Source organism: Pseudomonas rustica (assembly GCF_018336155.1).
Taxonomy (GTDB): domain Bacteria; phylum Pseudomonadota; class Gammaproteobacteria; order Pseudomonadales; family Pseudomonadaceae; genus Aquipseudomonas; species Aquipseudomonas rustica.
The window spans coordinates 56,359-80,407 of record NZ_JAGYHF010000004.1; the positions used below are offsets into that span (position 1 = coordinate 56,359).

Genomic DNA, 24,049 nt, shown 5'->3' on the forward strand with positions numbered 1-24,049 from the left:
TCGTTCAACCGAGGTGCGAACTTCCACGCGACCACAATCATGAGTACCCCACCATGAAAACAACAAAAACACTCGCGCATATCGCTACTTTGAGCCTTTCGTTGCTGGCCACTGGTGTCATGGCCAAGGTTTCTCCCGAAGAAGCGGCGCAACTGGGCACGACGCTGACGCCGATGGGCGCGGTGAAAGCCGCCAATGCCGATGGCAGCATTCCGGCCTGGAGCGGTGGCTTGCCGACCAGTGCCGGCAGCGTCGATGCCAAGGGCTTCCTGAGCGACCCGTTCGCCAATGAGAAAGCGCTTTTTGTGATCACCGCGGCCACCGCCGAAAAGTACAAAGACAAGCTCACGGCCGGGCAACTGGCGCTGTTCAAGCGTTACCCCGAGACCTACAAAATCCCGGTCTACCCGACGCATCGCACGGCGTCCGCGCCGGCGGACATTTATTCGGTGATCAAAAACAGCGCGGTCAAAACCGAGGAAGTCGACGGCGGCAATGGCCTGAGCGGTTTTAGCGACACGCGCTACTACGCGTTTCCTATTCCGAAAAACGGCGTTGAAGTGCTGTGGAATCACCTGACCCGCTATCGCGGCGGCAACCTCAACCGCTTGGCCACCCGTGTTCAGCCGCAAGCCAACGGCGACTTCAACATGGTGCAACTGGAGGACGAGATTTCCTATCCGCGCGAACTGCCTGACCTCGACAAGAGCAAAGCCGAAAACATCCTGTTCTATTTCATCCAGCGCATCACCGGGCCTGCGCGCCTGGCGGGCAATGTGCTGCTGATCCACGAGACCATCGATCAAGTCAAAGAACCCCGCGATGCCTGGCTGTACAACGCCGGCCAGCGCCGCGTTCGCCGTGCGCCACAAGTGGCCTACGACGGCCCGGCCACTGCCGCCGATGGACTGGCGACGACTGACAACTACGACATGTTCAACGGCGCGCCCGACCGTTACACCTGGGAACTGGTCGGCAAAAAAGAACTGTATATCCCCTACAACAGCTACAAGCTCGACTCGCCGAACCTCAAGTACGCCGACATTCTCAAGGCCGGCCACATCAACCAGGATCTGACGCGATATGAACTGCACCGCGTTTGGGAAGTGGTGGCCAAACTCAAACCGGGTGAGCGCCACATCTATGCGGTTCGCCACATGTACTTCGATGAAGACACCTGGCAACTGGCGGAAGTCGACCACTACGACGGTCGCGGCCAACTCTGGCGCGTCGGCGAAGGCCACGCCCAGCAGTACTACCACAAGCAAGTCCCGGGCTACACCGCCGAAGCGCTCTACGACCTGCAATCGGGCCGCTACTCAGTGCTGGGCTTGAAGAACGAAGAGAAACGCAGCATCGAGTTCGGCGCAACGGCCTCGGCAGCCAGCTACACCCCGGCGGCACTGCGCCAGGCTGGCGTTCGTTAGCAAGTGTAGGGGCAGAGCTTGTTCGCGCAGATGGCGGCAGATCCAACACCAATGTGGCTGCCCCATCGCTTTCGCGAGCAGGCTCGCTCCCACAGGGGCTTTGTGTTCTGACTCAGATTTTATGTACGACAGAAAATCTGTAGGAGCTGAGCTTGCTCGCGAAGGCAGCGGCACATCCAACATCAATGTAGCTGACCGACCGCTTTCGCGAGCAAGCCCGCTCCTACAGGGGATTTGTGGTGTGTACCGGATTTTGTGTACGCCTGAGAAACCTGTGGGAGCGAGCCTGCTCGCGAAGGCGGCGGCACATTCAACATCACTGTGGCTGACCCACCGCTTTCGCGAGCAGGCTCGCTCCTACAGGGGATTTGTGGTGCGTCTCGGATTTTGTGTACACCAATGAAACCTGTGGGAGCGAGCCTGCTCGCGAAGACGTCGGCACGTTCAATATCAATGTGCCTGACCCACCGCTTTCGCGAGCAAGCTCGCCCCACAGGGGATTGGTGTTCTAACTCAGATTTTGTGTACGACAGAAAATCTGTAGGAGCTGAGCTTGCTCGCGAAGACGGCGGCAGATCCGGCATCACTGTGGCTGACAAACCGCTTTCGCGAGCAAGCTCGGCTCCTACAGGGGATTTGTGGTGCGTCTCGGGTTTTGTGCACGACAGGGAAACCTGTAGGAGTGAGCCTGCTCGCGAAAGCGGCAGCCCGATCAACACTAACCCCCCTGAATCACCACCCCTTCACCCCACTCATGTCCGGCAACTTATGCGCGATGCCCTTATGGCAATCAATGCATGTCGCCTCGCCATTCGCCAGCGCTGTCGAGTGCATCGCCGCCGCGCGTTTGCCCTGGCGGGTAAAGTCCATGAACTCGAAGTTATGGCAGTTCCGGCACTCGCGTGAATCATTGGCCTTAAGCCTCGCCCATTCATGCTCCGCCAGTTCACGGCGCAGTGTGAGGAACTTGTCGCGGGTATCAATCGTGCCAAACAACTTGCCCCACACTTCCTTCGACGCCTGCATCTTGCGCGCGATCTTGTGTGTCCACTCATGCGGCACGTGGCAATCCGGGCAACTGGCGCGTACACCGGAACGGTTGGTGTAGTGGATGGTGTCCTGCAACTCGACATAGACGTTGTCGCGCATCTCGTGGCACGAAATGCAGAACTTCTCGGTGTTGGTCATCTCCAGCGCGGTATTGAATCCGCCCCAGAAAATGATCCCGGCAACAAACCCGCCCAACGTCAAAAAACCCAGGCTGTAATAAACGCTCGGCCGACAGAGGATACCCCAGTAATCCTTAAGCAGGGCGAACAGTGCTTTCATGGCGCCTCCTCAAGGTTTCTGCGCAGCATTGGCGTCGTCTTGCAGGATCTTGTCGATGGTTTCAAAGCTGTTGCCCACCAACGGCTGCACCTCTTTTTGCGGCACGTGGCACTGGTTGCAGAAGTAGCGACGCGGTGACACCGCCGCCAATGCCTGGCCATCGCGATCCATGTAATGCGTGATGCTGATCGCGGTCGCCTGACTGCGCGCACTGTTTGCGCGGCTGTGACACGACAGGCATTTGTTGCCGTTCTTGTCGATCTGATAGCCGCGAATGCTGTGCGGAATCGTCGGTGGTTGATCCGGGTAATTGCGCTCGCGCTTGAGATCCTTGTTCTCGTCGTTGGCAATCGGCGGCGCGGGCGAGTTCTGGGTGATGGTGCCGCCCAGACGCCGGCCGTCGGGGGCCGGTGCATCCAGCGGGTAATCGACTTCAGCGGCAATCGTCACGCCGATCACGGCGAGCAATACCCACGGCAGGATTCGAAAAGGCATCACGGTTCTCCTCAAGCCGCGCTGATCAACTCGATGCGGATGGCGCATTTCTTGTAGTCGGTCTGCTTGGAGATTGGGTCAGTGGCGTCGAGCGTGACTTTGTTGATCAACTTGTTGGCGTCGAAAAACGGCACGAAGACTAATCCGCGCGGCGGTTTATTGCGTCCGCGCGTTTCAATGCGCGCACGGATTTCCCCGCGTCGGCTGATCAGCTTCACCTCGCTGCCACGCCGTGCCTTCAAGGCTTTCGCGTCCTCGGGGTGCATGTAAACCAACGCATCCGGCACCGCTTTATAGAGCTCCTCGACCCGTTGCGTCATGGTGCCCGTGTGCCAATGTTCGAGCACCCGGCCGGTGCTCAACCAGAACGGGAAGTCCGCATCCGGCGCTTCCGCCGGCGGCTCGTAAGGTAAGGCGAAAATGATCGCCTTCTTGTCCGGGTACCCGTAAAACTGCACCTCGCTGCCGGCCTCGACATACGGATCGAGCCCCTCGCGATAGCGCCATCGGGTTTCCTTGCCGTCGACCACCGGCCAGCGCAGACCGCGTTCGTCATGATAGCGATCGAAGGCCGCGAGATCATGGCCGTGGCCGCGACCGAATTGCGCGTACTCCTCGAACAGACCTTTCTGTACGTAAAAACCGAAGGCCTTGGCCTCGTCATTTTTGAAGCCGGCCACAATCTGCTCGACCGGGAACTGGTCGACCTGACCGTTCTTGAACAGCACCTCAAACAGACTTTTGCCCTTGTACTCCGGCGCACTCGCCAGCAACTCGGCAGGCCAGACTTCATCGGTGGTAAAGCGCTTGGAAAACTCCATCAACTGCCACAGATCCGACTTCGCATCGCCCGGCGCGCTGACCAACTGATGCCAGAATTGCGTACGCCGCTCCGCGTTGCCAAACGCGCCCTCCTTCTCCACCCACATCGCGCTGGGCAGAATCAGATCGGCAGCCTGGGCAGACACCGTCGGGTAAACATCCGACACGATCACGAAGTTGTCGGGCTTGCGCCAACCGGGCAACACCTCCTGCATGATGTTCGGCCCGGCGTGCATGTTATTGCTGGCCTGCGTCCAGTAAACATTGAGCACGCCGTCCTTGAGCATGCGGCTCTGCTGCACCGCGTGGAAGCCGACTTTCTCCTGAATCGTGCCGGCCGGCAGCTTCCAGATCTTCTCCGCCGTGGCCCGATGTTTGGGATTGGTCACCACCAGATCAGCCGGCAAACGATGGGAAAACGTACCCACTTCACGCGCAGTGCCGCACGCCGAAGGCTGGCCCGTCAGCGAGAACGGACTGTTGCCCGGCTCGCTGATCTTGCCGGTGAGCAAATGAATGTTGTAGATCAGGTTGTTCGCCCAAACCCCGCGCGTGTGCTGGTTGAAACCCATCGTCCAGAACGACACGACCTTGCGTTTAGGGTCGGCGTACAACTCGGCAAGGCTCTTGAGCCGCTCAGCGGAAACGCCGGTTTCTTTCGCCGTGCGCTCAAGCGTGTAGGGTTTGACGAACGCGGCGTATTGCTCGAACGACATGTCCGTCCACGTGTTGGCCTTGTCGGCATTTTTCGCCTGTTTCTCCCGTGGATCGTCCGGGCGCAAGCCGTAACCGATGTCATCGGCACCTTTGGCGAAGCGCGTGTGTTTGCTGATGAAATCCTGATTCACCGCGCCGGTTTCGATGATGTGATTGGCGATGTAATTGAGGATCAGCAGATCGGTTTGCGGCTTGAACACCATCGGGATATCGGCCAGTTCGAAACTGCGATGCTCGAAAGTCGACAGCACCGCGACCTTCACATTCGGCTGGCTCAAGCGCCGATCGGTCACGCGACTCCAGAGAATCGGATGCATCTCGGCCATGTTCGAACCCCAGAGCACAAAGGCGTCCGTGACTTCGATGTCGTCGTAGCAGCCCATCGGCTCATCCGCGCCAAACGTGCGCATAAAACCCATCACCGCCGAGGCCATGCAGTGGCGCGCATTGGGGTCGATGTTGTTGCTGCGAAAACCGGCCTTCATCAACTTGTTGGCGGCGTAGCCTTCCCAGACCGTCCACTGCCCGGAACCGAACATGCCCACGGACTCGGGGCCTTTGGCTTTCAGGGCCTGCTTGAATTTCTCCTCCATGATGTCGAAAGCCTTGTCCCAACTGATCGCCTGAAACTCGCCCTGCTTGTCGAACTTGCCGTCCTTCATGCGCAACATCGGCTGGGTCAGACGGTCGACGCCGTACATGATTTTCGACAGAAAATAGCCTTTCACGCAGTTCAAGCCACGGTTGACCTCAGCCTTGACGTCGCCATGGGTGGCCACGACTTTGTTGTCGCGCGTCGCCACCATCACGCTGCAGCCCGTGCCGCAGAACCGGCACGGCGCCTTGTTCCAGTCCAGCGTGACCATGTCGGCTTCGGTGATCAGATTGCTCGCCGACGTGACAATCGGCAGCCCGGCGGCCGCTGCCGCAATCGCAGCGGCCTGGGCTTTGACGAATTCGCGGCGCGACATGCTCATTGGGAGTCTCCTGCGGGTTCGAGGAGTTCGTGATAGATCAACGCGGCGTTGAGCACACCGGGCAAGTTATTGATCTGTTCAATACGTTGCAGGATCTGGTTTTCGTGCGTGGCCTCAAGTACCACCACGAGTTTTCCGGCAGCACTTTCATGATGCAACTCCAGACCGTCCAACAAACGCAAGTTGGCTTTAACCGCATCAAACAGTTCTGGCCGGGCAAGTACCACAAGGCTGGCGATATGCAGCGCTTCTTCCATGTGCTGACTCCAACAGAGTGCTGAGGACGATCAGTTAGGCGGCCCGGGCGGGCCATAGAACATTTGGAAAAACCAGATCATGAAACCGTAACCACCGACGATGGCGATGGAAAGCAATGGAAACAGGCACACGACCAGGAAAAGGAATAGACGCGTTTCCTTGCGGCGCTGAGTTTTTGGCTCATTTGGCTCGTTGAATGTTGGCACTGTGATGCCTCCGGCCTGATGGGGAATCAGACTAGAACAGTTGGCAAAAACACAACGGCGAGAGAGGGGTTTTAGCGATCAATGGCAACTTTATTAGTTGGGTTAGTGCGATTGGGTTTAGCCGGTGAAGTTGTTAAAGCTTTTAGAAACTAAACACCGCGCACCGCGTTTCATTCGCAACTAATATAATTTCTTATTAAAAGAAAATGAGCTTCGCCCTACCCCAAATTCCGCGTACAACCCCAACCCCTGTAGGAGCCGAGCTTGCTCGCGAAAGCGCCAGTACATTCACCATCCCCTCGCCTGACACACCGCCTTCGCGAGCAAGCCCGCTCCCACAGTAAATTTGTGGTGTGCCCCGAATTCCATGTACGACAGAAACCCCCCTGTGGGAGCGAGCTTGCTCGCGAAGACGGCGGCACATTCAACATCACCTAACCCGACCCACCGCTTTCGCGAGCAAGCTCGCTCCCACAGTAAATTTGTGGTGTACCCCGAATTCCATGTACGACAGAAACCCCCTGTGGGAGCGAGTTTGCTCGCGAAGGCGGCGGCACATCCAACATCACCTAACCTGACCCACCGCTTTCGCGAGCAAGCCCGCTCCCACAGTAAATTTGTGGTGTGCCCCGAATTCCATGTACGACAGAAAACCCCTGTGGGAGCGAGCTTGCTCGCGAAGAAGCCAGCACATTCAACACCTAAATAACTGCCACACCCTGCCCAGTCGCAACAATGGAAAACCACCCCCACCCTGCTAACCTCACCCCAACCCCGCTCAGCATCCCCCACCACTGGATACCTCGATGAACTTCCGATGTCCTGACTGCAACCATCTCGTCAGCCACATCCCGCCCACCCACAAATGCCCCGATTGCGGCCACTTCTCCCACGACTGGCTCATTGATGACTGGGAAAGCTTTGCCGCCATCAAACGCAGGCACATCCACTACAACCTCATCATCATGGGCCTCGTCCTGATCAACATCCTGGCCGCCATCCTTTACCAATCAACCAACCCCTTCCAGTGGCTGATAAACCTGATCTTCCTCCCCGCCTTCATCAGCTGGATCCTCTGCCGCAAGCAGCTCAGCCAAAAAGCCCACTACAAAGGGCATAAAGGCAACATCGTGTTCCCATGGTTCGCAGGCTTCGGCGGGCTATAACTAATCGCCAACCCCTGTAGGAGTGAGCCTGCTCGCGATAGCGCTCATCCAGCCAACATCAACATTGAATGACCCACCGCCATCGCGAGCAGGCTCACTTCTACAGGGATTTTGCATGCTTACCCAGGCCCCAAACCCGCCGCCGACACTGTGGGAGCGGGCTTGCCCGCGAAGACGTCAGCCCATCCAACCTAAACCCAACAGCCATAAGTCCCGCTCAACTATTCCCCAACAACCTCAACATAATTCGACTCCCCACCCCCACTCGCCCCCGACAGCCAGCCCCATACAAAACTCAACGTCGTCCGCCCCGCCTCATCAACCCCCACCGTCCCCCGCGACCAACCGGAAAGCATCTCGCCCTCCGTCGTCAAACAATGGAAAAGCAGCTCAACCGAATCGACCCCGGTCACCCGGCCAACCTGATGCCCGAAGCGAATCCGACCGCCCTCATAAGTACTCAAAATGCCCGAGCGCTCAACACGGTAATGAAACACCGTGTCAGCCCCCGACAACCCTTGCGCATTGTTCGCTACGGCAAATCGACGCTCGTGCAAACGCTCGGTGATTTGTGAAAAAGCAGATTCCATAAAGGCTGCGTCCTTGTGTTCAGAGTTTCCGTTCCGATTGCCGATCATCCTAACCCAACGTCCGACCATCATTGGGAGGTGCCCGCCACGCAAGCGCAAAAACTACAACATCGAAGGCAATCGCCTACAGCCACCTCGGATCTCACCGACTTGTTTGTCCTCAGGTCAAACCCTATCGTCGAGCGCTTGCCGCAACCCAAGCAACTCGCTTTAACCCCATCAAGAACGGATTCATATGAACTGGGTCAGCCATTACCTGAAAAGTTTCAAAATAATCTCGAACAACTATCGATGGTTTACCGCCAGCTTCATCGCGGTATCCACACTGTTCATACTCTGCAGTGCCCTTAATTCCTTGCTTCCAGTACTACTGAGAAATGCCGCGAACACCTTTGACGGCGCTCCGAACGCAAGCACCCAATTCCTCTTATTCGCAGGTTGCTACGCCTTACTCTGGACAGTCTCACAAGTGCTTTCCAGCGTCCGCGGCGTCTTTTCGGCGTGGATACTCGCCAAGTGCGACGCGACTCTTTACGAAACCATCCTCACCCGAATTTTTCAGTACGCTCACAGCAAACAGCGAACGCTCGACCCTGGCTATGTAGCGGCTGACATCAATCGATCGGCCAGCAGTTTCAGCCTGGTCACCGTGGGCGTTTTCTGGACAATCGTTCCTATCGCGGTTGAAATCATCGTCGCCATCAGCGTGCTTTACGCCATTATGGGTGCGGCTTACGCGATGCTGTTTCTCGTCGCCTGCGTCGCACTGACATCCCTGGCCATTTACGTCGCCAAGTCCAGTTCAAGCATTCATCGCGCCTTGTTTGAAGCCGACAACAACCTTTCAAGCTATACCGTCGAACGGCTTGGCAGGGTTTACGACATCAAGATCAACAACAGCCTGCCCAAGGAACTCGCCCTTGGCCGAACCTTCTTCGACAACTACGTCAAAACCATCAGAGACGCCAACCTTCGCATGGGCATTCGGATTGCCTGCCAAGGCTTGGCCATTGGCGTCGTACTGACATTTTTCATACTGTTATCCGGCCTGTACTACCGCACGAATTTTACGGCTGGCGATTTCATCATGATCGTTGGATACATCACCCTGTTCACCCTGCAACTCCATCTATTGGCGGGCACACTGTTCAACCTTCAAGCCCACCTCATATCGTTGAACGACGGCATCAAATACATCGAAGAAGACATTAAAGAGCAGTACCACCCGAAGCATCACGCAGACGTCGAAGGCTTTACGCTCACAGGCGTAACACTGGCAAAGGACAACAGAACCATCCTGAACAACATCAACGGTCAGTTGATGTCTGGCGTAAATATCATTTCAGGAAAATCCGGCGCGGGAAAAACAACGCTGATAAACATTCTTTTGGGTCTCGAAGAATCCCATACAGGAACGGCCCTCTACAGAGGACACCGGATCAGTGAGGCACTCACCGAACACATACTGTCAGAGGTTTCCGTCGCGCCGCAAAAACCGGTTCTGGTGTCCGGTACGCTCGAAGATAACCTGCTGTATGGCGCTGGTGATGTATGCCAAAACAGGCTGAAGGAAATTGTCGAACTGCTCGGATTCACACGGCAAGGCACTGACGCTGACGCTTTGCTGGCAACAGTAATAGACGTCGCCGGCAGCGGATTGAGTGGTGGTGAGAAACAGCGAATCGCCATCGGCCGGGCGATATTAAGAGACAAGCCCACGCTGATACTGGATGAACCCACTGCCGCGCTTGATGAACGAACCGCGCACAAAATCGTTGAATGGCTCGCCCTGCACACACGCAACTTGATCATCGTCACCCATGACGAAAAGCTGAAAAAGAAGTACGGCATAAAAATAGAATTGAATGAGACCACCGCTGACTCTATTCAGGTGTGACCCCGCGGAGTTCAAAAATCATGATCGCCGGGTGCCAAGGCAACTTGCCCAAACGCTTTTCCACGCTAAGTTTAAGGTCAGTGACAACAACGACCCCGCCCTCGTCCAGTACGAATCCACGGGAGGCTTGATGAACAACTTCCCGATCGTCGCCACCGTTCTCTCGATGATCCTCGGGCTCTCCGTCACTCGCCTACTGCTCGGCGCGTTAACCGTATTCCGCATCCGCCGCGTGGCCGCGCCAGACTGGGTGCCGCTGGTCTGGGCAGTGATGCTATTCACCACACAGCTGGAATTCTGGTGGGCCGTCAACGCACTGTCGACGGTCAAACAGACCTTCTCGTTTCTCGAATTTCTATTGCTGGTGATGCTGACACTGTCGCTGTTTGTCACGGCCGCGTTATTGCTGCCGAGCCGTAGCAAAGATGAGCAGAACGGCCTGCGCGTCTACTTCGAACAGGATGGGCGATACGCATTGCTGTCGCTGTCCACGTACTTGTGCCTGGGGATGGTCGTCAACGTCATGTTGTTCGACGCCTCGCCTTTAGCACTGTGGGGCCTGCTGGACGTGATCATGATTGTGCTGCCAATCTGCGCGTTCTTCGCGCGATCGCGTAAAGGCTATACGACCATCGCCCTGATCTACGTGCCTCTGAGCGTGATCGACTTCATCATTTCGCTGGCGACCTGAAGCCCCAGGACGCATCTAAAATCCACTAACCTCCAGCGGATGAAGCCATAGGTGGCGAGGGAGTTTGCTCCCGCTGGACTGCGCAGCAGGCCCCGCTTTGAAAAGCAAAACCCACCCCATGCCCCGCCGAAAGCAAGCCCCTCCCCACAAATGACTGCCCTAAGCCGAAGCCTTCAGCTCGACATTATCCAGCGCTTTATTCACCGCCAACTCCCCCAACATCACAACCTGCGCAATCCCCAACAACGTATTGCGATTCGGCCCCTCCAGCATCCCGGCAAAATCCCCAAGCATCACCGTCGCCGAGGCCAAAGACTCACACGCATTGACCAGCAACGTCTCAGTATCGGATTGCGGATTAACCATGAACAAAGTGCTGGGGCTATACGGCGTGGCCATGATCTTCTCAGGCGCAAGATAATGATCGAGCGCCCGCTCCGCCGCATCGTGAAGCTTCCTCGAATCGAACGATTCATAAGGCGACGCCGGATCCGTCACCGGCGCCTTCGGTGGTGTAGTGCTCATCAACTAAAACTCCAATCAGCAAACATCAAATAAACCCCTGTAGGAGCTGCCGAAGGCTGCGATCTTTTGATCTTCTTCTTACAACCACACGCAAAATCAAAAGATCGCAGCCTGCGGCAGCTCCTACAGGGCGATCGCGGCGGAATCGCTAGTGCGGCAAGCGCCGGCCATCCAGGACTCGATTGACCATGAGTTCACTCAGCATGATCACCTGATGCAGCATCAACAGCGCCCGGCGCTGTGAGTTGTCGACGCCATTGCCGATATCACGCGCCATGTCACTCGCGGCGGCTAATGATTCACAGGCTTCGACGAGCAGGGTTTCTTCGTCCACGGCGGGATCGACCAGGAAGATCTGGCTGGTTTTGCGGGAAGGGATTGAGAGTTTCAGTGCGTCGGGGTTGAGGTAGAAATTGATGGCGCGTTCGGTCGCCTCTTTTATCTTTTGAGGCTCGAGTGACGGGTCGTACGGGATCGGATCGGCGTCCGGTGGGTTTGGCGTGACTTTGAACATAGATGAAGCTCCTAACACATTTAAAGGAGGCTTCACCCTTTCGCTACCAAACGAAGGGTGGCGGCCATGCAGAGGTTGGTAGACCGGGTGTTAGGATCCGGCGCGCCCTAGGACGCCCTATACATGGCCACCATAATCGAGCGAGAAATCTCGACGACAGCGGGATGTACAACTAACACCGGGCTACCAAACCCGATCACTGATTTTCAGTGACAGGGAGACGATATAGCCCGCTGCATAGTCGCGTATGCCAGCGGATTCTGAGGTGCGCGTAGGCAACGGCGCAAGGCGTCGTAGCCTTTATGGGGTAACGGTTTGTGTAATTTAAACGTGCATGCAGGGTTATGTTTAAGCGAGAAAATACCAACGTTCTCCACCCTGCTTTTTAGATGCTGTCGCGTCTATAAAGAGACAAATAAAGCTCAGCGGCAACTCAAGAAAATGGACTCGGATTTTTAGGACGTTTCCTACATTCAATCTAAGCGCACACCGATAAAGTCGAGTCGCCACCAGCTATCTGCTGGATTTACTCAAGGACGACTCATGATTTCTTCAGCTCGACTGGGCGACAAGCACGTCTGCCCAATGCCCGGTCATGGCACCACCTCAATCGCTTCTGCATCTGATGACACAAATATCAATTTTATGGGCGCCGCCCGTGTGGGTGATACCTGTGGCTGTGGTGCTGTCATCACTACGGGGTTTCCTTCCATCCAAGTAAATGGCCGCCCCATGGCACATTTGGGCAGCCCGAGCAGCCATGGCGGCACCATCATCACTGGCTCAGGTGATGTTGGCGGTGGCTTTGTTATGGGGAACTCTGGCGACGCAACAATCATCGACTTTATGGCGCTCGGCGCGATCCGACCAAACGGCACCATTGACGAAGAAGCAATGTCGACATTGCTTGCCGATCCGAAACTCAAGGAGAAAGCCATCGCTGCAAATGCTTTAGTAATTCCTGCAACGGAGCATGACGGTTCTGCTGACACCACCGACGCCATTAGCCCAAAAGGTGCGGAACCTGGCTTCTATATCGTGCAGGAGCCAATGTCTCGATCCGCACTGGAAGCCGAGCTTTTTGAAAAGCGCGACGAGGACGTTCTAGAGAAATTCCGAAGACTCAACCCTCATCTGACTGCATACGCCAAACCCGGTCAGCTCATAGTGTTGAGTGATCCGAAAAATCAGCAATGCACCCGAGAAGAAGCATTGCTTACCGAAGCTGCCGAAAAAGTGAACGCAGCCCTTAAACCAATGAGCGATGAAGAGGCTGGATTCATGGCTCGTCACCGCGATGTTATTGAATCAGTCCTTTCCCAAGGATCGACTTCAATCGGTATCGGAGAAGCGATCTTCGCCAAAAATCTTGACGATCTAAAAAACTCATTGAAGGACATTGAGATACTGCACCAACGCAGTTTTCAACGTGATGGTCACCTACAATCTCCAGAGTTTTTCGCCGAACGCAAAAGACTGTTCGCACAACTTGATAGCCGACTCACTTTTCTGACTAAGAAAGGCGTTGGCTTCCCTGATCACCCCAAATTGAAGGCGGCACTTGGAATCTCCAACCGAAGCCTCGTCCATCACTGGAATCTGGCGGGCGCCCCAGGGCAAATTCCGGGGTATGCGACGCACTCAGACGGTGTGGCTAAAGCAGCTAAATTCGTTAAATACGGAGGCTGGATCGGAACAGCCATCGGCGGAGGTACTTCGTACTTGAAGGTGCAAGACGTTTGCACCGCAGGAAATACCGAAGCCTGCGCACGCATTAAATACACCGAGAGTGGCAGCTTTATCGGTGGAGTGGCCGGTGGCGCAGCGGCCGGTGCCGCGTTGACCGGTACGGCTGTGAGCGCAATCTGCGTTGGTTTAGGAGTACCGACCGGTGGAGTGGGTACGTTACTCTGTGGCATCGTTGTGGTTGGTGTCGGTTCTTATGCTGGTGGCGCTCTCGCAGGGGCCGGTGGTGAAGCTTTGGGTGAAGTCGTGTACGAGACCGTTAAATGAGTTCAGCAGCATTTGTAATCGGCTACCTGTGTGGAGCTGTACTACTCGGTATGATCGTCTGGATCGGTGTTTGCCTGCACTTGGCGTACACGCGAATGGATGAAGTGCTGGGCTATCTTCAGAACTGTTCAGTCGTTATGAATCGCGCACCGCTTAGACACGGCGGGCCTTGGGGTAAATTGCTTTTAGTGGGCGGTATTTCGGGAATCGTGACGTTTCCGGGGTTCTATCTCAATCGGGGTGGCGTGAGCGCTGATGACCTTAGCAGCCTGCCACCCGCGCTGAAGCGGAAGTTGATGATTTTGCAGTGGAGTGTGTGGGGGCTGTTTGCTGCGATGGCTGTTTTTGTCACGCTCTATAGATTCATCAAGGCGTACCATCTATAACGTCATTCGGCTCGAAGAAGACCGACGAACCCACTCCGTTAACATTGACTAATACCTCATATCCGCCAACAAAATCATGGCCGTCGAATCCGCTAGCGACGCAGAAAGAATAAGCACTAACCTTTCCAGAGTCAGTGCCACAAGGAAGATCAAATGATGAATGAATCCAAGGAAGTTAAATTTATGACAGAGCACATTAGCCGGGAAGAAAACCTTCGCAGGTTCAGAAAACACCTGAGAATTGACGTGGCACTTTTCATTGCCAGTATGTTGGGAGCTTTTACGCTTAGCGGTTTCGCCTACCTAGAGAAATTTCACCTAATCCTTGATGTACCAATTCAACGGGTAAACATCAGTGCACAACAGTTCTTGTCATATGGTGCAACCGGGTTCGGATCGTTTCTTTCGGCTTTACTTTTTGCGATGGCCTTGGTTGGAATTGTTAGTCTCTTTTTGCTACTTATTGAAAAACCTAGAGTCAGTGAGGAACGGTCTGCCACGCTTCCCAATTGGCTTTCTGGCTTACGTGATCGAGTCGCAGAAAATCGAGGGGAGTGCATAGTCGTTGGCGTGATCTCCCTACTCGCTATCCTATTGATATTCGCTTGGTATCTACTGGTACGCGGCCCTTCAAACAATGGTCGAGCCGCAGCATTGGAGTTCGCGTCGACATGCGAGGATCGCAATCTAACCTATGCAAATCTGGATAAATACGACGGTTGTCTGGTCGCCGAATCCGATGACATGTTTTATTTGCTGAAGCGAAACCAAGTTGATTCGAAAGGAGTCGAGTTTCAAACATTTGCGCTACCGAAATCAGGCGTAAAAAGTATCACTGGGCAAGCGCAGAAGATTAATTTCAAGCGATAAAAATATTGTAATCTCCCGGCACGAACTCTCGTGCGAGGTCTGATTTGGCGAATGAGTGGCGACGGAATTATTTTCAGAAAACAAATCCGCCCCACTCTTTCGCACCTTTTAGATCAAGGTGGCCCCGTCTTTTTACCGTAAGCGTCCGTTTAAGTCGCCTTGACGCAAGGGATTGAAGGTAAAGGTGCTGAGGCAAGCGTGAGAAGTGGCCAGTTCTCTATCCAGTTTTTGGACTTGAAGCGTTTTTGATAGATCTTTGTTTTCTCCGTGGCAAACCTCCCTGCTGGCCTGATAACCAACCCAAACAGATCATCGAGGCCCAATGGCGCTGCGATCTCGCATGAACCTGACTCTCCTAGTCTGACGGCTACCGCCGTTGCGGTTTCCGGCCAGTAGCGCATTGCGTCAGTCGTTGAAAGGTATGGTTCATCCCCATTCTGAACATGCATTCTGGCTTGGTTTTTTACAGACCACATTGCGGTGGGGTCTAGCCCTCTGAGGAGAGTCTCCAAGGCTTTATCTTCCTCTGGAGAGCAACGTCTATGATCAAACCAAATGACGTCGACGTCTGTTGATACAGGAGAAGGACTGCGCCCGTGTAAATAGTCCCAAACCGCGTTTCGGACGAAACCTGCTCCTATCCAGCAGTCTGGCAAATTGAGGGAGCGCACCATTTTCAGTAGTCGCCAGCGGATGGGATCTTCTGAAATAAGCGCTTGGATTATCGATATATCGTCCACGAAAAACTCCCCTTTTCAAGCTATGCAGATATCCATTGATGCGGCAGCAGCTGGGCGATTTCGCTAGCTCGCTGCTTCGGCAACCGCATCAACACATCCTTGAGGTAAGCATACGGGTCATGCTCATCGAGCAAGCTGCCTTGCGCCGGGCTGATCTGCTCGCTGCGCTTGGCGAACTTATGGCGTTTACGGATGGCGTTCTCGTGAGTGAGCTGCTCGATAATCGTTTCATCACGATGGATCTTTCGGCTATGTGTGTCGACCTTGGACATCAACTGCCCAGCCAGTGTACGCAGCTGTTCGGGGGGCATTTGGTCGAGATCGGGCCTGGAAGTCATGGTGTGGATTTTACCAAAGCAGCCCGACTGCTCCAGCTAAAAGGCAGCATTTAAAGCAATGTAATTGCGCCGCCCGCACCGACTCGTTGCCAGGTTAATCCAAGTACTAGCGCCTGGAGTTGTTCGGGGTCGAGTTTGATCTCCAACCCACGAGGGATGCCCGTCCAATGAAATTTTCCTTGTTTCAAACGCCGTGCCGCCAGCCAGACACCGACGCCGTCGTACACCAGGACTTTCTTGCGGTTGGCCCGGCGATTGGTAAAGAGGTAAGCGCAGTGCCGGCGCGCATGTCCATGGGCTCGGTGGCGAGCTAGATGACATCGACGCGAATCATTGGGCCAAGCCACGAATGAAACACGCGCAGCCGTCCGGATCCAAGGCTGGCCACTTTATGGTGATGGTTTTATCGCCCAGAGGCAGCGAGATGATTACCATCCCTTCTGATGCTCGCCTTGGTGCCGTTTTTACCGGAACGAAAGCCGGTAAGGTTGCAGGCGATTGATCCCGGAAAGTCGGTAGCCACTAGCGGATCACGTTGGCGTTGATGCCGTGATGGATGGCTACGCTGGAAATCGTCGTCCGAGTTGCAGGCATTCCTGGACGACTTGGGCTTTGAATGGTTTGGGGTAAGAGCTTCATTGGCGCATGGATATCCTGGCGATAAGGGTGATCGCGTCCGCTTAAAAATACGCGGACACCATCGCCCTTAATGCTGGAGTTCGGTAGTTGTATTCGCCACCCGCTTACCCTGGCTCGGCAGCTTCCGGCCATGAGCGGCCGCTACGGTAGACGTGCGTAATGCTTCAGCGAGGGTTCTGCAACAACTAAATCAGCCAGCCCGTTGCTTGGTCGATGTATCAGGTGGCGACGACCTCGATTTTAAGGTCATATCCACCGAGCTTGTGTCCTCCCCAGCTTGCCTTCTTAACGATTATTCGTTTATCACCATGGGACTCGCGGAATTGTGCACCAAAGCGCAGCGCATCCTTGACGGAGTCAGAAATATCAATTCCGAGACTTTCTCGGACTAAAACTCCCGATAATACGAGGAGTCTCTCATTTGCTTGGCGCGCGCGACTATTGTCGTTCACGTTCAGCTTGATTTTTAATACTTTTGCAACACCTTCAACACCCTCTACGTAGTATGCGAAATTATCGCAAAGTAGGTCATCTCCGATGTCGTACATTTTCGAAGACGCACACCATTGATCGGCAAAGATGAGATTATAATATCCTGTCGAAACTCCCTCACTTAAAAGGAAGTCCTTTGCAAGGTAAGGTGACCATCCTTGTGAGCGGGCAACCTCCGGCTTCATCTTTTCCAGTTTTTTTAGCTTGCGCAAATGGAAAAAGGTATTTAATAGTTGCTTGTGCGAAACCACCTCAACTCTGGCGACGTGATCTGCCCAACGTCGAATAGCGTCAAGCCTAAAATTAAATAAAACCCCCGCATACAACTTTGCAAGACGACGTAGCCTTCTGTCTTGCACAGTGAAATGAAGTCTCACGAAAACCGTCTCATAGGTCGAATATATCATCATCACAAACACGAAAGGTAGATACATTACTGTCAGCAGAGCGGGAACAATAAAGTCATAAAATGTCTTATCCTGGCCAAGTTCTTCGAAATCAGTAGCGAGCATGTAAGCCGTGTAGGCCAACGTAAAAAGCCCGAAGAAAATGACAATGCCGTTGAGGAGGCTTTTAACTTGCAGGTACTTAATATCTGCGTCTGCGATAGGGATCATTATGCCCATCACTACCATAAATGGGACTAAAAACAATTCAGCCAGAAGTGGCAAACTGTAGATCCCGATCACGAACTGCAAGATGGCGAGCAGCCTCAGATTGCCGATTACAGAGTTTTTGAAGAAATGCGGGTCGGTTCTTATTTTGTCCAAATTGTAAATCGACAGCATCCCCACGGAAAAAAACCAAAATACGGTATTTTTCATCTGATCAATATTCCATAGCCCCCAATCAAACAAGAGATAGACCATAGCGACGGTGTACACGGCTGCCAACGAGAAAACTATCATCAGGGGGCGTGAATGAAATGCAAATGTTAATTTTCTGAAGGCTGATCGGACCTCTCTCATCCTTTTGGCAGAGTAAATATACGTTGCGGCGAGAATCAGCCACAGTGCGATTGAGATTTCTCTGGTGTTTAAAATGTCCACATAGCTGACCTTGGTGAAATGCTAGGTGAGCGGATGTTAAGTGGCCTCGCTCCTCTATTCCAATGTGGCAGTGCACACCTGAAAAAGGGGAATGGCAGCTATCGGCCGTTAGAAGCCCATCCTGAAGCGCTGCTATGGGTCGTTTTCTGCTGGTCGTGACCGGCTGAAATGGCCGATTGCTACCAGATACAATTCGCAGCTTATGGCCAAAAGTAGACCTAGCGGGGGCTACTCCCCCGCATAAACAAATATGGCCGCGTCCTTGAACTAGCGGCCTCTTACCCCTTCTTCTTAAACACCTTCCCCACGTAATACCCCAAACTCCACCGATCCTTCGGCCGCGGCTTATAGTGCGTTTTATTCCTCTGCCCCGGCTCCCCACCCGCCCCACTCGCCGTGTAGTAATAAAGCGCAATCGACCGCCGAGTAATGTGCTCCGGCGTAGTCAACGGCTCCGGATGCCCGTGATTACTATCTTTATCCGTATTAAAAATCACACACCGGTTGTAAACCGGCAGCACCTTCTTCAAGCATTTCATCATCCCCACATCCCAAAGCTCAAGGTTGCCGCCGTACGCTTCCTGCCAGTCCTCGGTCAGGTAGATGATCACGTTCAGCCGCCGCTCAACGTTGAGCTTTTTATTCAGCCGAAAATCCGAGTGCACGCCCAGGAAGCCGCCGGTTTTGGTTTCGTGTAAACCGCCGCCCGCGAAGTAAGGATCTGGAATCAGCCCTTGTATGCCGGTGAGTTTTTCGAGGAATTCCAGCATCGGTGCGGAGTTGAAGGTGTTGAACACGTTCTTCAGGTAGGGGCTGCAGGCGTTGGGGCTGATCTGGCGTTTGAGTTGGCCTTTGTAGCCGCGCTCGTAGATTTGTTCGTTGTTGGTCGGTTCGACCGGGAAGTGTTCGCGGATGCTGGCGATGACGTCGGCTTGCAGGAAGTTGTCGATGACGATGTGCGGGAATGGCGTGGCTTGGGTGTATTCGCTGGTCAGCGATTCGCCGAAAGCGCTGGCGGCGTTTTGGTCGAAGTCGAGTTCCGGGGTCAGGGTGATGGGGAGTGTTTGCGTGTTGGCTTGCATTGCCGCTCCAATGTTCATCAAGTCTTTCAGGTCACGTCAAACAGGGCCAGGCGCTCGGCGCGGTGCCGCTGTTTGTTCGCTGGGTACAGTGGCGAGCAGGTTGCCATGTCGGCAAAGGCCTGCCGAGTGTACTTTTCCGAAACGTGCTGTGGCGCTGTAACGACATGTTTCCGGCTGTCACAAACTGGTCATATTTCCTCTGCTAATCTCCTCGGCGCCCTACCCCTACACCCCTGTCCTAGAGCCCCCACACGAAGGTGCCGCCACGGTGTTTCCGACTCCCGTTCGCCAGCAAATTATCCTGCGCTCCGACAACCTCCGTTCGGACGATTTCGGTGCACTTTTTTCGAAGTTGTTTGGTAATCGCTATGCCGATAATCCGCCGCTGCCGTCGAACATCATTATTGGTGGGGTTTACGGGCGGCACGATGGCGTGAGTTTTCGGCGGATGCATTATCACGGCGACTTCACGGTGTCTTTTCCGGATCAGCAGGATGAGATTACGTTTGTCATTCCTACGGCGGGCAAGATTGTTTTTAACCATGCGACGGAGTCTGTGGGCGTCACGCAGGTTGGGCTGGCGATTGATAAAGCTGAGATTCGCTCGATGCGGTTTTTTGATGATCATGCGCATCATGGGATTTCGGTGAATCGGCATCAGTTGACGGAGCGGTTGTCGGCGCTGTTGGGTAAACCGATTCTAGAGAGGATTGTGTTTGAGCCGAGTGTGAATCTGGATTCGGCGGCGTTTCGGGGGATCAAAGCGCTGATTGATCTGGCGACGGGCGCGGAGTTTGATGCGTTGATCAACAGCGGGACGTTGATGCCGTCGCGGTTGCGCGAGATGTTGATTGATGCGGTGCTGGAGGCGTGGCCGCACAATTTCACCGAGGCGCTGCGGCGGCCGGCGCCGATGGTGGCGCCACGGCATGTGAAGTTGGCGGTGGAGTTTATTCAGGCGCATCCGGAGCAGTTGGTGAGTGGTGTGGATCTGGCGCGGTTGAGTAATGTGAGTCAGCGGGCGTTGCAGGAAGGGTTTCGGCGGTTTGTCGGGACGTCGATTGTGGCATATCAGCGGCAGGTGCGGCTGGAGCGGGCTTATGAGGTGTTGGCGCGGCGGGAGTCGGGGTCGGTGACGGAGGTGGCGTTGCGGTTTGGGTTTAGTAATGTGGGGCGGTTTTGTCAGTATTTTCAGGGGGCTTATGGGGTGAGTCCGGCGGAGTTTCGGGCTCGGGGGTGATCCTTTATCTGCCTGGGACACCATTGTGGCGAGGGGATTTATCCCCGTTGGACTGCGGAGCAGGCCTGATTCTTTGGGGCCGCTGCGCGGCCCAGCGGGGATAAATCCCCTCGCCACAGGTTTTGTATCAGGCTTATGGATTTGAGTCTGGCTCTCAGATTTTGGGGTCGTCCTTGACCTTGGGTTTTTAGAAGGCGTAGCTGGCTTTCAGGCCGCCGTTGAAGCCGTGGCTGTCGCCGCCGCCATTGGCGCCGATTTCTGCGCCCAGGCTCAGGGCGCCGAGGTTGGCCATGACGTTGACCCCGCCAGTGAACTGATCGCGGTTGTCGAAGGCGGCGCGTTGTTCGATATCCAGCCCTAGCAGGTGGCTTTGGCTGTCGACTTCGTTGTCGCCCAGTGTGCGTTCGTAGCCCACTTGTACGCCCGGCACCAGTTGCCATGCGCCCATCGCCACCGGGGCGAAGCCGACGTTGAGGTTGGCGACGGCGCTGCGGCGGGTGGCGGTGTTGTCGTCGACGTCGAGGGCCAGTTCGCTGCCCTTCTCTTTGAAGCCGTTGAGGTCGAGGTGGCTGACGCGAAAGCCCAGGCTTGGCTCGAAAACCATGCCGTTGACCGGGGCGCGGTAGCCGAGGGCCAGGGTTGCGCCGGTGAGGTTGCCGTGGGTGTCGCCCTTCGCTGAGCCGAGGCCGCCGCCGAGGTCGCGTTTGCTGTCGTAGTCGATGTAGCCGGCGCTGGCGTTGGCGTCGAGGAACAGGCCTTGTTCCAGGCTGGTGAAGCCGTAGCGGGCGCCGACGTTGAGGAAAGTGAAGTCGGTGTCGGCTTCGCCACCCGCACCGCCGACGGTGCCTTTGCTGTAGCTGAAGCCGCCGCGTGCGCTGAGTTGTTCGCTGAAGCGTTGGGTGATGCCGACCATCAGGCCTTGGCTGTGTTCGTTGCTGCTTTCGGCATGGGACGAGCCGTCGGTGCCGAGATAGCCGGCCAGCGCGGTCGTCCACAAGCGGTATTGGCCGACTTTGAGGTCTGTGCCGCTGGCGAACGGTGCGGCGGCTTGTTCGATCATCGCGTTTTGGCGCAGCAAGTAGCTGGCGGCGTCGGCGTGCACCTGGCCGCCGACCTGGGATTCGACACCGCCGAGGGTGCCGGCGTCGATGGCCGATTGCAGGTAATAGTTGTAGGCGCTGTAGGTGCCGGACAGATTGGTGTTCTGCAATTCGCGGAGCAGTTCGGCGCCGGCAGCGGCGTTGCCGATCAGTCCGGCCTGACCCGGCAGGCTGTTGTATTCGACGAGCTTGCCGCGCAGGACGTAGATGGTTTCCTGCGAGAGGCCGAGGCCTTGTTTGAGGTAGTTGTCCATGGTGCCGTATTGCGCGGTGACTTCGTCGAGACCGGCCTGCAAGTAGCTGGCCTGCACGCCGAGCAGCGGCCCGTAGACGGCGGCCATGCTTGGCGGCATGGCTTTCAACGTGGCGGCGACGCGCGCGGCGGTGTAGTCGTTGGTCGCGAGGTAGTTGGCCATGATTGTTGCGTTGTCGACACCGGCGATGCTTTGCAACACGGCGGCGGTCCAGCCGGTGCGGTCTTTACCGGCAGTGCAGTGGAACAGTTGCGCGGCGTCGACGCTGGCCAGCGCGTTGAATAGCGTGCCGAACTGCCTGCGCATGCCGGCATCGTTGACGAAGGCACGGTTGGTCTGTTCCATCATGGCGACGGCGTCGGCGGCGCTGTTGAAACTGATGTTGGTGATGTTCGAGCCGGAGGTGGTGGCGCCGATGATGTCGATGTTTTGGTAAGTGGCGCCGTTGAGCATGGTGTCTGGCGTGCCGGCGATTTCGCTCGGGGTGCGCAGGTCGTAAACGGCTTTGATGCCGAGGCTGTTGAGCGTCGCCAAGTCTGCCGCCGACGGCGTGATCGCGTTGGAGCGATAGAACACGCCCGCGCGCATGGTGCCGTCGTGGGCGGTGGAATAGGCAGTGGTGATGCCGGCGACATCGCGGAAGTTGTCGATGCTTTTCAAGCGCGGCGTGTCGAGGGGCACGGACTCGGCAGCGTGAGCAGCGGCGATGGACAGGCTCAGTACGGACAGCGAACACACAAGACGTTGAAACACGGTGCAGCCTCATTGTTTAAGCGTTGGGCTGCTGACTATGCGGAGCGAAGTGATACTGAATATGACAGTTTCGGTTTGTCGCGAAATGGCTGCGCGATTGGGCCGTCTGGTGCGTGATTGGGCTGTGGGGGTTTAAGTTTTGGGGTGTCAGTTGGGTTGGTTGTTGGCCGGGATACCGCTTTCGCGAGCAAGCTTGGCTCCTACAGGGATGGTTTGTGTCTGTTGAATGTATGGGCACCGCCGAACATTGTAGGAGCTGAGCTTGCTCGCGAAAGCGTTGGGTCAGCGACGGTGATATCGACTGGCATACCGCTTTCGCGAGCAAGCCCGCTCCCACAGGTATTGTGTGTCTGATGGATGTATGAGCACCGCCGAACATTGTAGGAGCTGAGCTTGCTCGCGAAGGCGGTGGGTCAGTGACGGTGATGCTGGCTGTCACGCCGCTTTCGCGAGCAGGCTCGGCTCCTACAAAGTCCGCGGTGGTTTGGGGTTATTGGGTGAACCGCACGCCCGGTTTTGCGCGTTCGTCGACGCTGAGTTCGAAGATGTCCGGGCGGGCGTAGTGGCCGACGACGTCGTAGTCGTAACGCGCGCGGATCAAATCATCCGTGTCGATTTCTGCGCTGATCAGGCCGGCTTCATTGCGCAGCGGCCCGGCCAGGACGTCGCCCATCGGCCCGATGATCACGCTGCCGCCGGCAATCAAAGGGCGCTCGGCGGGCCAGTTGGCAACGTCCACACCCAACTCGCGCGGCGACGCCTGCACCTGGCACGCACTGACCACAAAACAGCGCCCTTCATGAGCAATGTGGCGCATGCTGACCTGCCACATTTCACGCTCATCCACCGTCGGCGCGCACCACACTTCTACGCCCTTGGCGTACATCGCGGTGCGCAGCAGCGGCATCATGTTTTCCCAGCAGACCACCGCGCCGAGCTTGCCCACCTGCGTGTCGAGCACCGGCAGCGTCGAGCCATCGCCCTTGCCCCAGATCAGCCGTTCAGTACCGGTCGGCATCAGTTTGCGGTGCTTGCCGACCAAACCCTCGTGCGGATCGATATACAGCACCGTGCAATACAACGTGCTACCCGCGCGCTCAATCACGCCGATCACCAAATTGGCGCCGGTGCGCGCCGACAAACCGGCCAGCGCTTCAGTCTCGACACCCGGCACATCGATGGCGTTGGCAAAATACCGCGCATACGCTTCGCGCCCTTCCGGCAAGCGATAGCCCAATTGCGTACCAAAACCCTCGCCTTTCGGATAACCACCGAGCAGCGCTTCCGGCATCACCACCAATGCCGCGCCGGACTCAACGATGGCCGCTTCATAACTGAGAATCTGTTCGAGGGTTTCGCCTTTGCCACCCGGCAAGGAGCCGATTTGCAGCGCAGCAACAATTGATTTGGCCATGCCAGTTCACTCCATAAGATCAGGTGTTGCTGATTCTCCGGCCGCACGGGATCATGAATAAAGCC

The 24,049-nt window shown here is 55.8% G+C and carries 23 protein-coding genes; 8 read left to right on the plus strand and 15 right to left on the minus strand.

The window, feature by feature from the left end:
* Positions 1-53 precede the first annotated feature (53 nt).
* Positions 54-1,427, plus strand: coding sequence for a DUF1329 domain-containing protein (locus KFS80_RS08240; protein WP_212544487.1), 1,374 nt, complete (start codon positions 54-56; stop codon positions 1,425-1,427).
* Between the two features lie 732 nt (positions 1,428-2,159).
* Here KFS80_RS08240 and KFS80_RS08245 read toward each other — a convergent pair.
* The 5 genes from KFS80_RS08245 to napE are packed head-to-tail and all read right to left on the minus strand — an operon-like array spanning position 2,160 to position 6,231.
* Entirely contained in the window at positions 2,160-2,756 is a 597-nt protein-coding gene (locus tag KFS80_RS08245) for a cytochrome c3 family protein (protein WP_159814502.1), read from the minus strand.
* 9 nt (positions 2,757-2,765) lie between these two features.
* Positions 2,766-3,251, minus strand: a complete 486-nt coding sequence (locus KFS80_RS08250; protein ID WP_159814501.1) for a nitrate reductase cytochrome c-type subunit — start codon at positions 3,249-3,251, stop codon at positions 2,766-2,768.
* An 11-nt stretch (positions 3,252-3,262) separates the two neighbouring features.
* A complete protein-coding gene (napA, locus tag KFS80_RS08255) occupies positions 3,263-5,767 on the minus strand; it encodes a nitrate reductase catalytic subunit NapA (protein WP_159814499.1) in 2,505 nt (834 codons plus the stop codon).
* Positions 5,764-6,024, minus strand: a complete 261-nt coding sequence (locus KFS80_RS08260) for a chaperone NapD (RefSeq protein WP_159814496.1) — start codon at positions 6,022-6,024, stop codon at positions 5,764-5,766. The genes napA and KFS80_RS08260 overlap by 4 nt, the downstream gene beginning before the upstream one ends.
* Before the next feature lie 30 nt (positions 6,025-6,054).
* Positions 6,055-6,231, minus strand: coding sequence for a periplasmic nitrate reductase, NapE protein (gene napE, locus KFS80_RS08265; protein ID WP_212544488.1), 177 nt, complete (start codon positions 6,229-6,231; stop codon positions 6,055-6,057).
* An 806-nt stretch (positions 6,232-7,037) separates the two neighbouring features.
* Between napE and KFS80_RS08270 the strand changes: the two genes are divergently transcribed.
* Positions 7,038-7,397, plus strand: coding sequence for a hypothetical protein (locus KFS80_RS08270; RefSeq protein WP_212544489.1), 360 nt, complete (start codon positions 7,038-7,040; stop codon positions 7,395-7,397).
* 221 nt (positions 7,398-7,618) lie between these two features.
* On the opposite strand, the gene KFS80_RS08275 is transcribed toward KFS80_RS08270, so the two are convergent.
* Positions 7,619-7,987 (minus strand): avidin-fold protein, encoded by a 369-nt coding sequence (locus KFS80_RS08275; RefSeq protein ID WP_212544730.1) that lies wholly within the window; start codon positions 7,985-7,987, stop codon positions 7,619-7,621.
* Positions 7,988-8,222: 235 nt separating this feature from the next.
* Here KFS80_RS08275 and KFS80_RS27075 point away from each other — a divergent pair, with 235 nt between their 5' ends.
* Positions 8,223-9,884: an ATP-binding cassette domain-containing protein gene (locus KFS80_RS27075; protein WP_212544490.1), complete on the plus strand. Its 1,662-nt coding sequence runs from the start codon at positions 8,223-8,225 to the stop codon at positions 9,882-9,884.
* A gap of 130 nt (positions 9,885-10,014) precedes the next feature.
* Positions 10,015-10,575 (plus strand): hypothetical protein, encoded by a 561-nt coding sequence (locus KFS80_RS08285; RefSeq protein ID WP_212544491.1) that lies wholly within the window; start codon positions 10,015-10,017, stop codon positions 10,573-10,575.
* 159 nt (positions 10,576-10,734) lie between these two features.
* Here KFS80_RS08285 and KFS80_RS08290 read toward each other — a convergent pair whose 3' ends face one another.
* Positions 10,735-11,100: a DUF6124 family protein gene (locus KFS80_RS08290; RefSeq protein WP_212544492.1), complete on the minus strand. Its 366-nt coding sequence runs from the start codon at positions 11,098-11,100 to the stop codon at positions 10,735-10,737.
* A 148-nt stretch (positions 11,101-11,248) separates the two neighbouring features.
* On the minus strand, positions 11,249-11,614 hold the full coding sequence (locus KFS80_RS08295; RefSeq protein WP_212544493.1) for a DUF6124 family protein: 366 nt from the start codon (positions 11,612-11,614) through the stop codon (positions 11,249-11,251).
* Between the two features lie 543 nt (positions 11,615-12,157).
* On the opposite strand from KFS80_RS08295, the gene KFS80_RS08300 reads away from it, so the two are divergent.
* The 3 genes from KFS80_RS08300 (at position 12,158) to KFS80_RS08310 (ending at position 14,883) form a co-directional block, all read left to right on the plus strand.
* Positions 12,158-13,627 (plus strand): PAAR domain-containing protein, encoded by a 1,470-nt coding sequence (locus tag KFS80_RS08300; RefSeq protein WP_212544494.1) that lies wholly within the window; start codon positions 12,158-12,160, stop codon positions 13,625-13,627.
* The gene (locus KFS80_RS08305; RefSeq protein WP_212544495.1) at positions 13,624-14,013 is read left to right on the plus strand and encodes a hypothetical protein; all 390 of its coding nucleotides are present in this window, start codon (positions 13,624-13,626) and stop codon (positions 14,011-14,013) included. Before KFS80_RS08300 ends, KFS80_RS08305 begins: the two co-directional genes overlap by 4 nt.
* Positions 14,014-14,169: 156 nt before the next feature.
* Positions 14,170-14,883, plus strand: a complete 714-nt coding sequence (locus tag KFS80_RS08310; RefSeq protein WP_246541746.1) for a hypothetical protein — start codon at positions 14,170-14,172, stop codon at positions 14,881-14,883.
* A 149-nt stretch (positions 14,884-15,032) separates the two neighbouring features.
* Here KFS80_RS08310 and KFS80_RS08315 read toward each other — a convergent pair whose 3' ends face one another.
* The 5 genes from KFS80_RS08315 to KFS80_RS08335 all read right to left on the minus strand — a co-directional run bounded on the left by KFS80_RS08315 (position 15,033) and on the right by KFS80_RS08335 (position 19,223).
* The gene (locus tag KFS80_RS08315) at positions 15,033-15,623 is read right to left on the minus strand and encodes a nucleotidyltransferase family protein (protein ID WP_338109590.1); all 591 of its coding nucleotides are present in this window, start codon (positions 15,621-15,623) and stop codon (positions 15,033-15,035) included.
* Between the two features lie 20 nt (positions 15,624-15,643).
* Positions 15,644-15,961, minus strand: coding sequence for a transposase domain-containing protein (locus KFS80_RS08320; protein ID WP_212544496.1), 318 nt, complete (start codon positions 15,959-15,961; stop codon positions 15,644-15,646).
* A 50-nt stretch (positions 15,962-16,011) separates the two neighbouring features.
* Positions 16,012-16,308: an IS66 family insertion sequence element accessory protein TnpB gene (gene tnpB / locus KFS80_RS27270; RefSeq protein WP_212544497.1), complete on the minus strand. Its 297-nt coding sequence runs from the start codon at positions 16,306-16,308 to the stop codon at positions 16,012-16,014.
* Positions 16,309-16,818: 510 nt separating this feature from the next.
* Positions 16,819-18,141 carry a hypothetical protein gene (locus KFS80_RS08330; protein WP_212544498.1) on the minus strand — a complete coding sequence of 441 codons (1,323 nt, stop codon included), beginning with the start codon at positions 18,139-18,141 and terminating at the stop codon, positions 16,819-16,821.
* Positions 18,142-18,419: 278 nt separating this feature from the next.
* Positions 18,420-19,223, minus strand: coding sequence for a 2OG-Fe(II) oxygenase (locus KFS80_RS08335; protein WP_212544499.1), 804 nt, complete (start codon positions 19,221-19,223; stop codon positions 18,420-18,422).
* Positions 19,224-19,491: 268 nt separating this feature from the next.
* Between KFS80_RS08335 and KFS80_RS08340 the strand changes: the two genes are divergently transcribed.
* Positions 19,492-20,463: an AraC family transcriptional regulator gene (locus KFS80_RS08340; RefSeq protein WP_212544500.1), complete on the plus strand. Its 972-nt coding sequence runs from the start codon at positions 19,492-19,494 to the stop codon at positions 20,461-20,463.
* 187 nt (positions 20,464-20,650) lie between these two features.
* Here KFS80_RS08340 and KFS80_RS08345 read toward each other — a convergent pair whose 3' ends face one another.
* Both KFS80_RS08345 and KFS80_RS08350 read right to left on the minus strand, forming a co-directional pair.
* The gene (locus KFS80_RS08345) at positions 20,651-22,570 is read right to left on the minus strand and encodes a tyrosine-protein phosphatase (RefSeq protein ID WP_212544501.1); all 1,920 of its coding nucleotides are present in this window, start codon (positions 22,568-22,570) and stop codon (positions 20,651-20,653) included.
* Between the two features lie 490 nt (positions 22,571-23,060).
* Complete coding sequence (locus KFS80_RS08350) at positions 23,061-23,984, minus strand: carbon-nitrogen hydrolase family protein (protein ID WP_212544502.1); 924 nt, start codon at positions 23,982-23,984, stop codon at positions 23,061-23,063.
* Between the last annotated feature and the right edge of the window lie 65 nt (positions 23,985-24,049).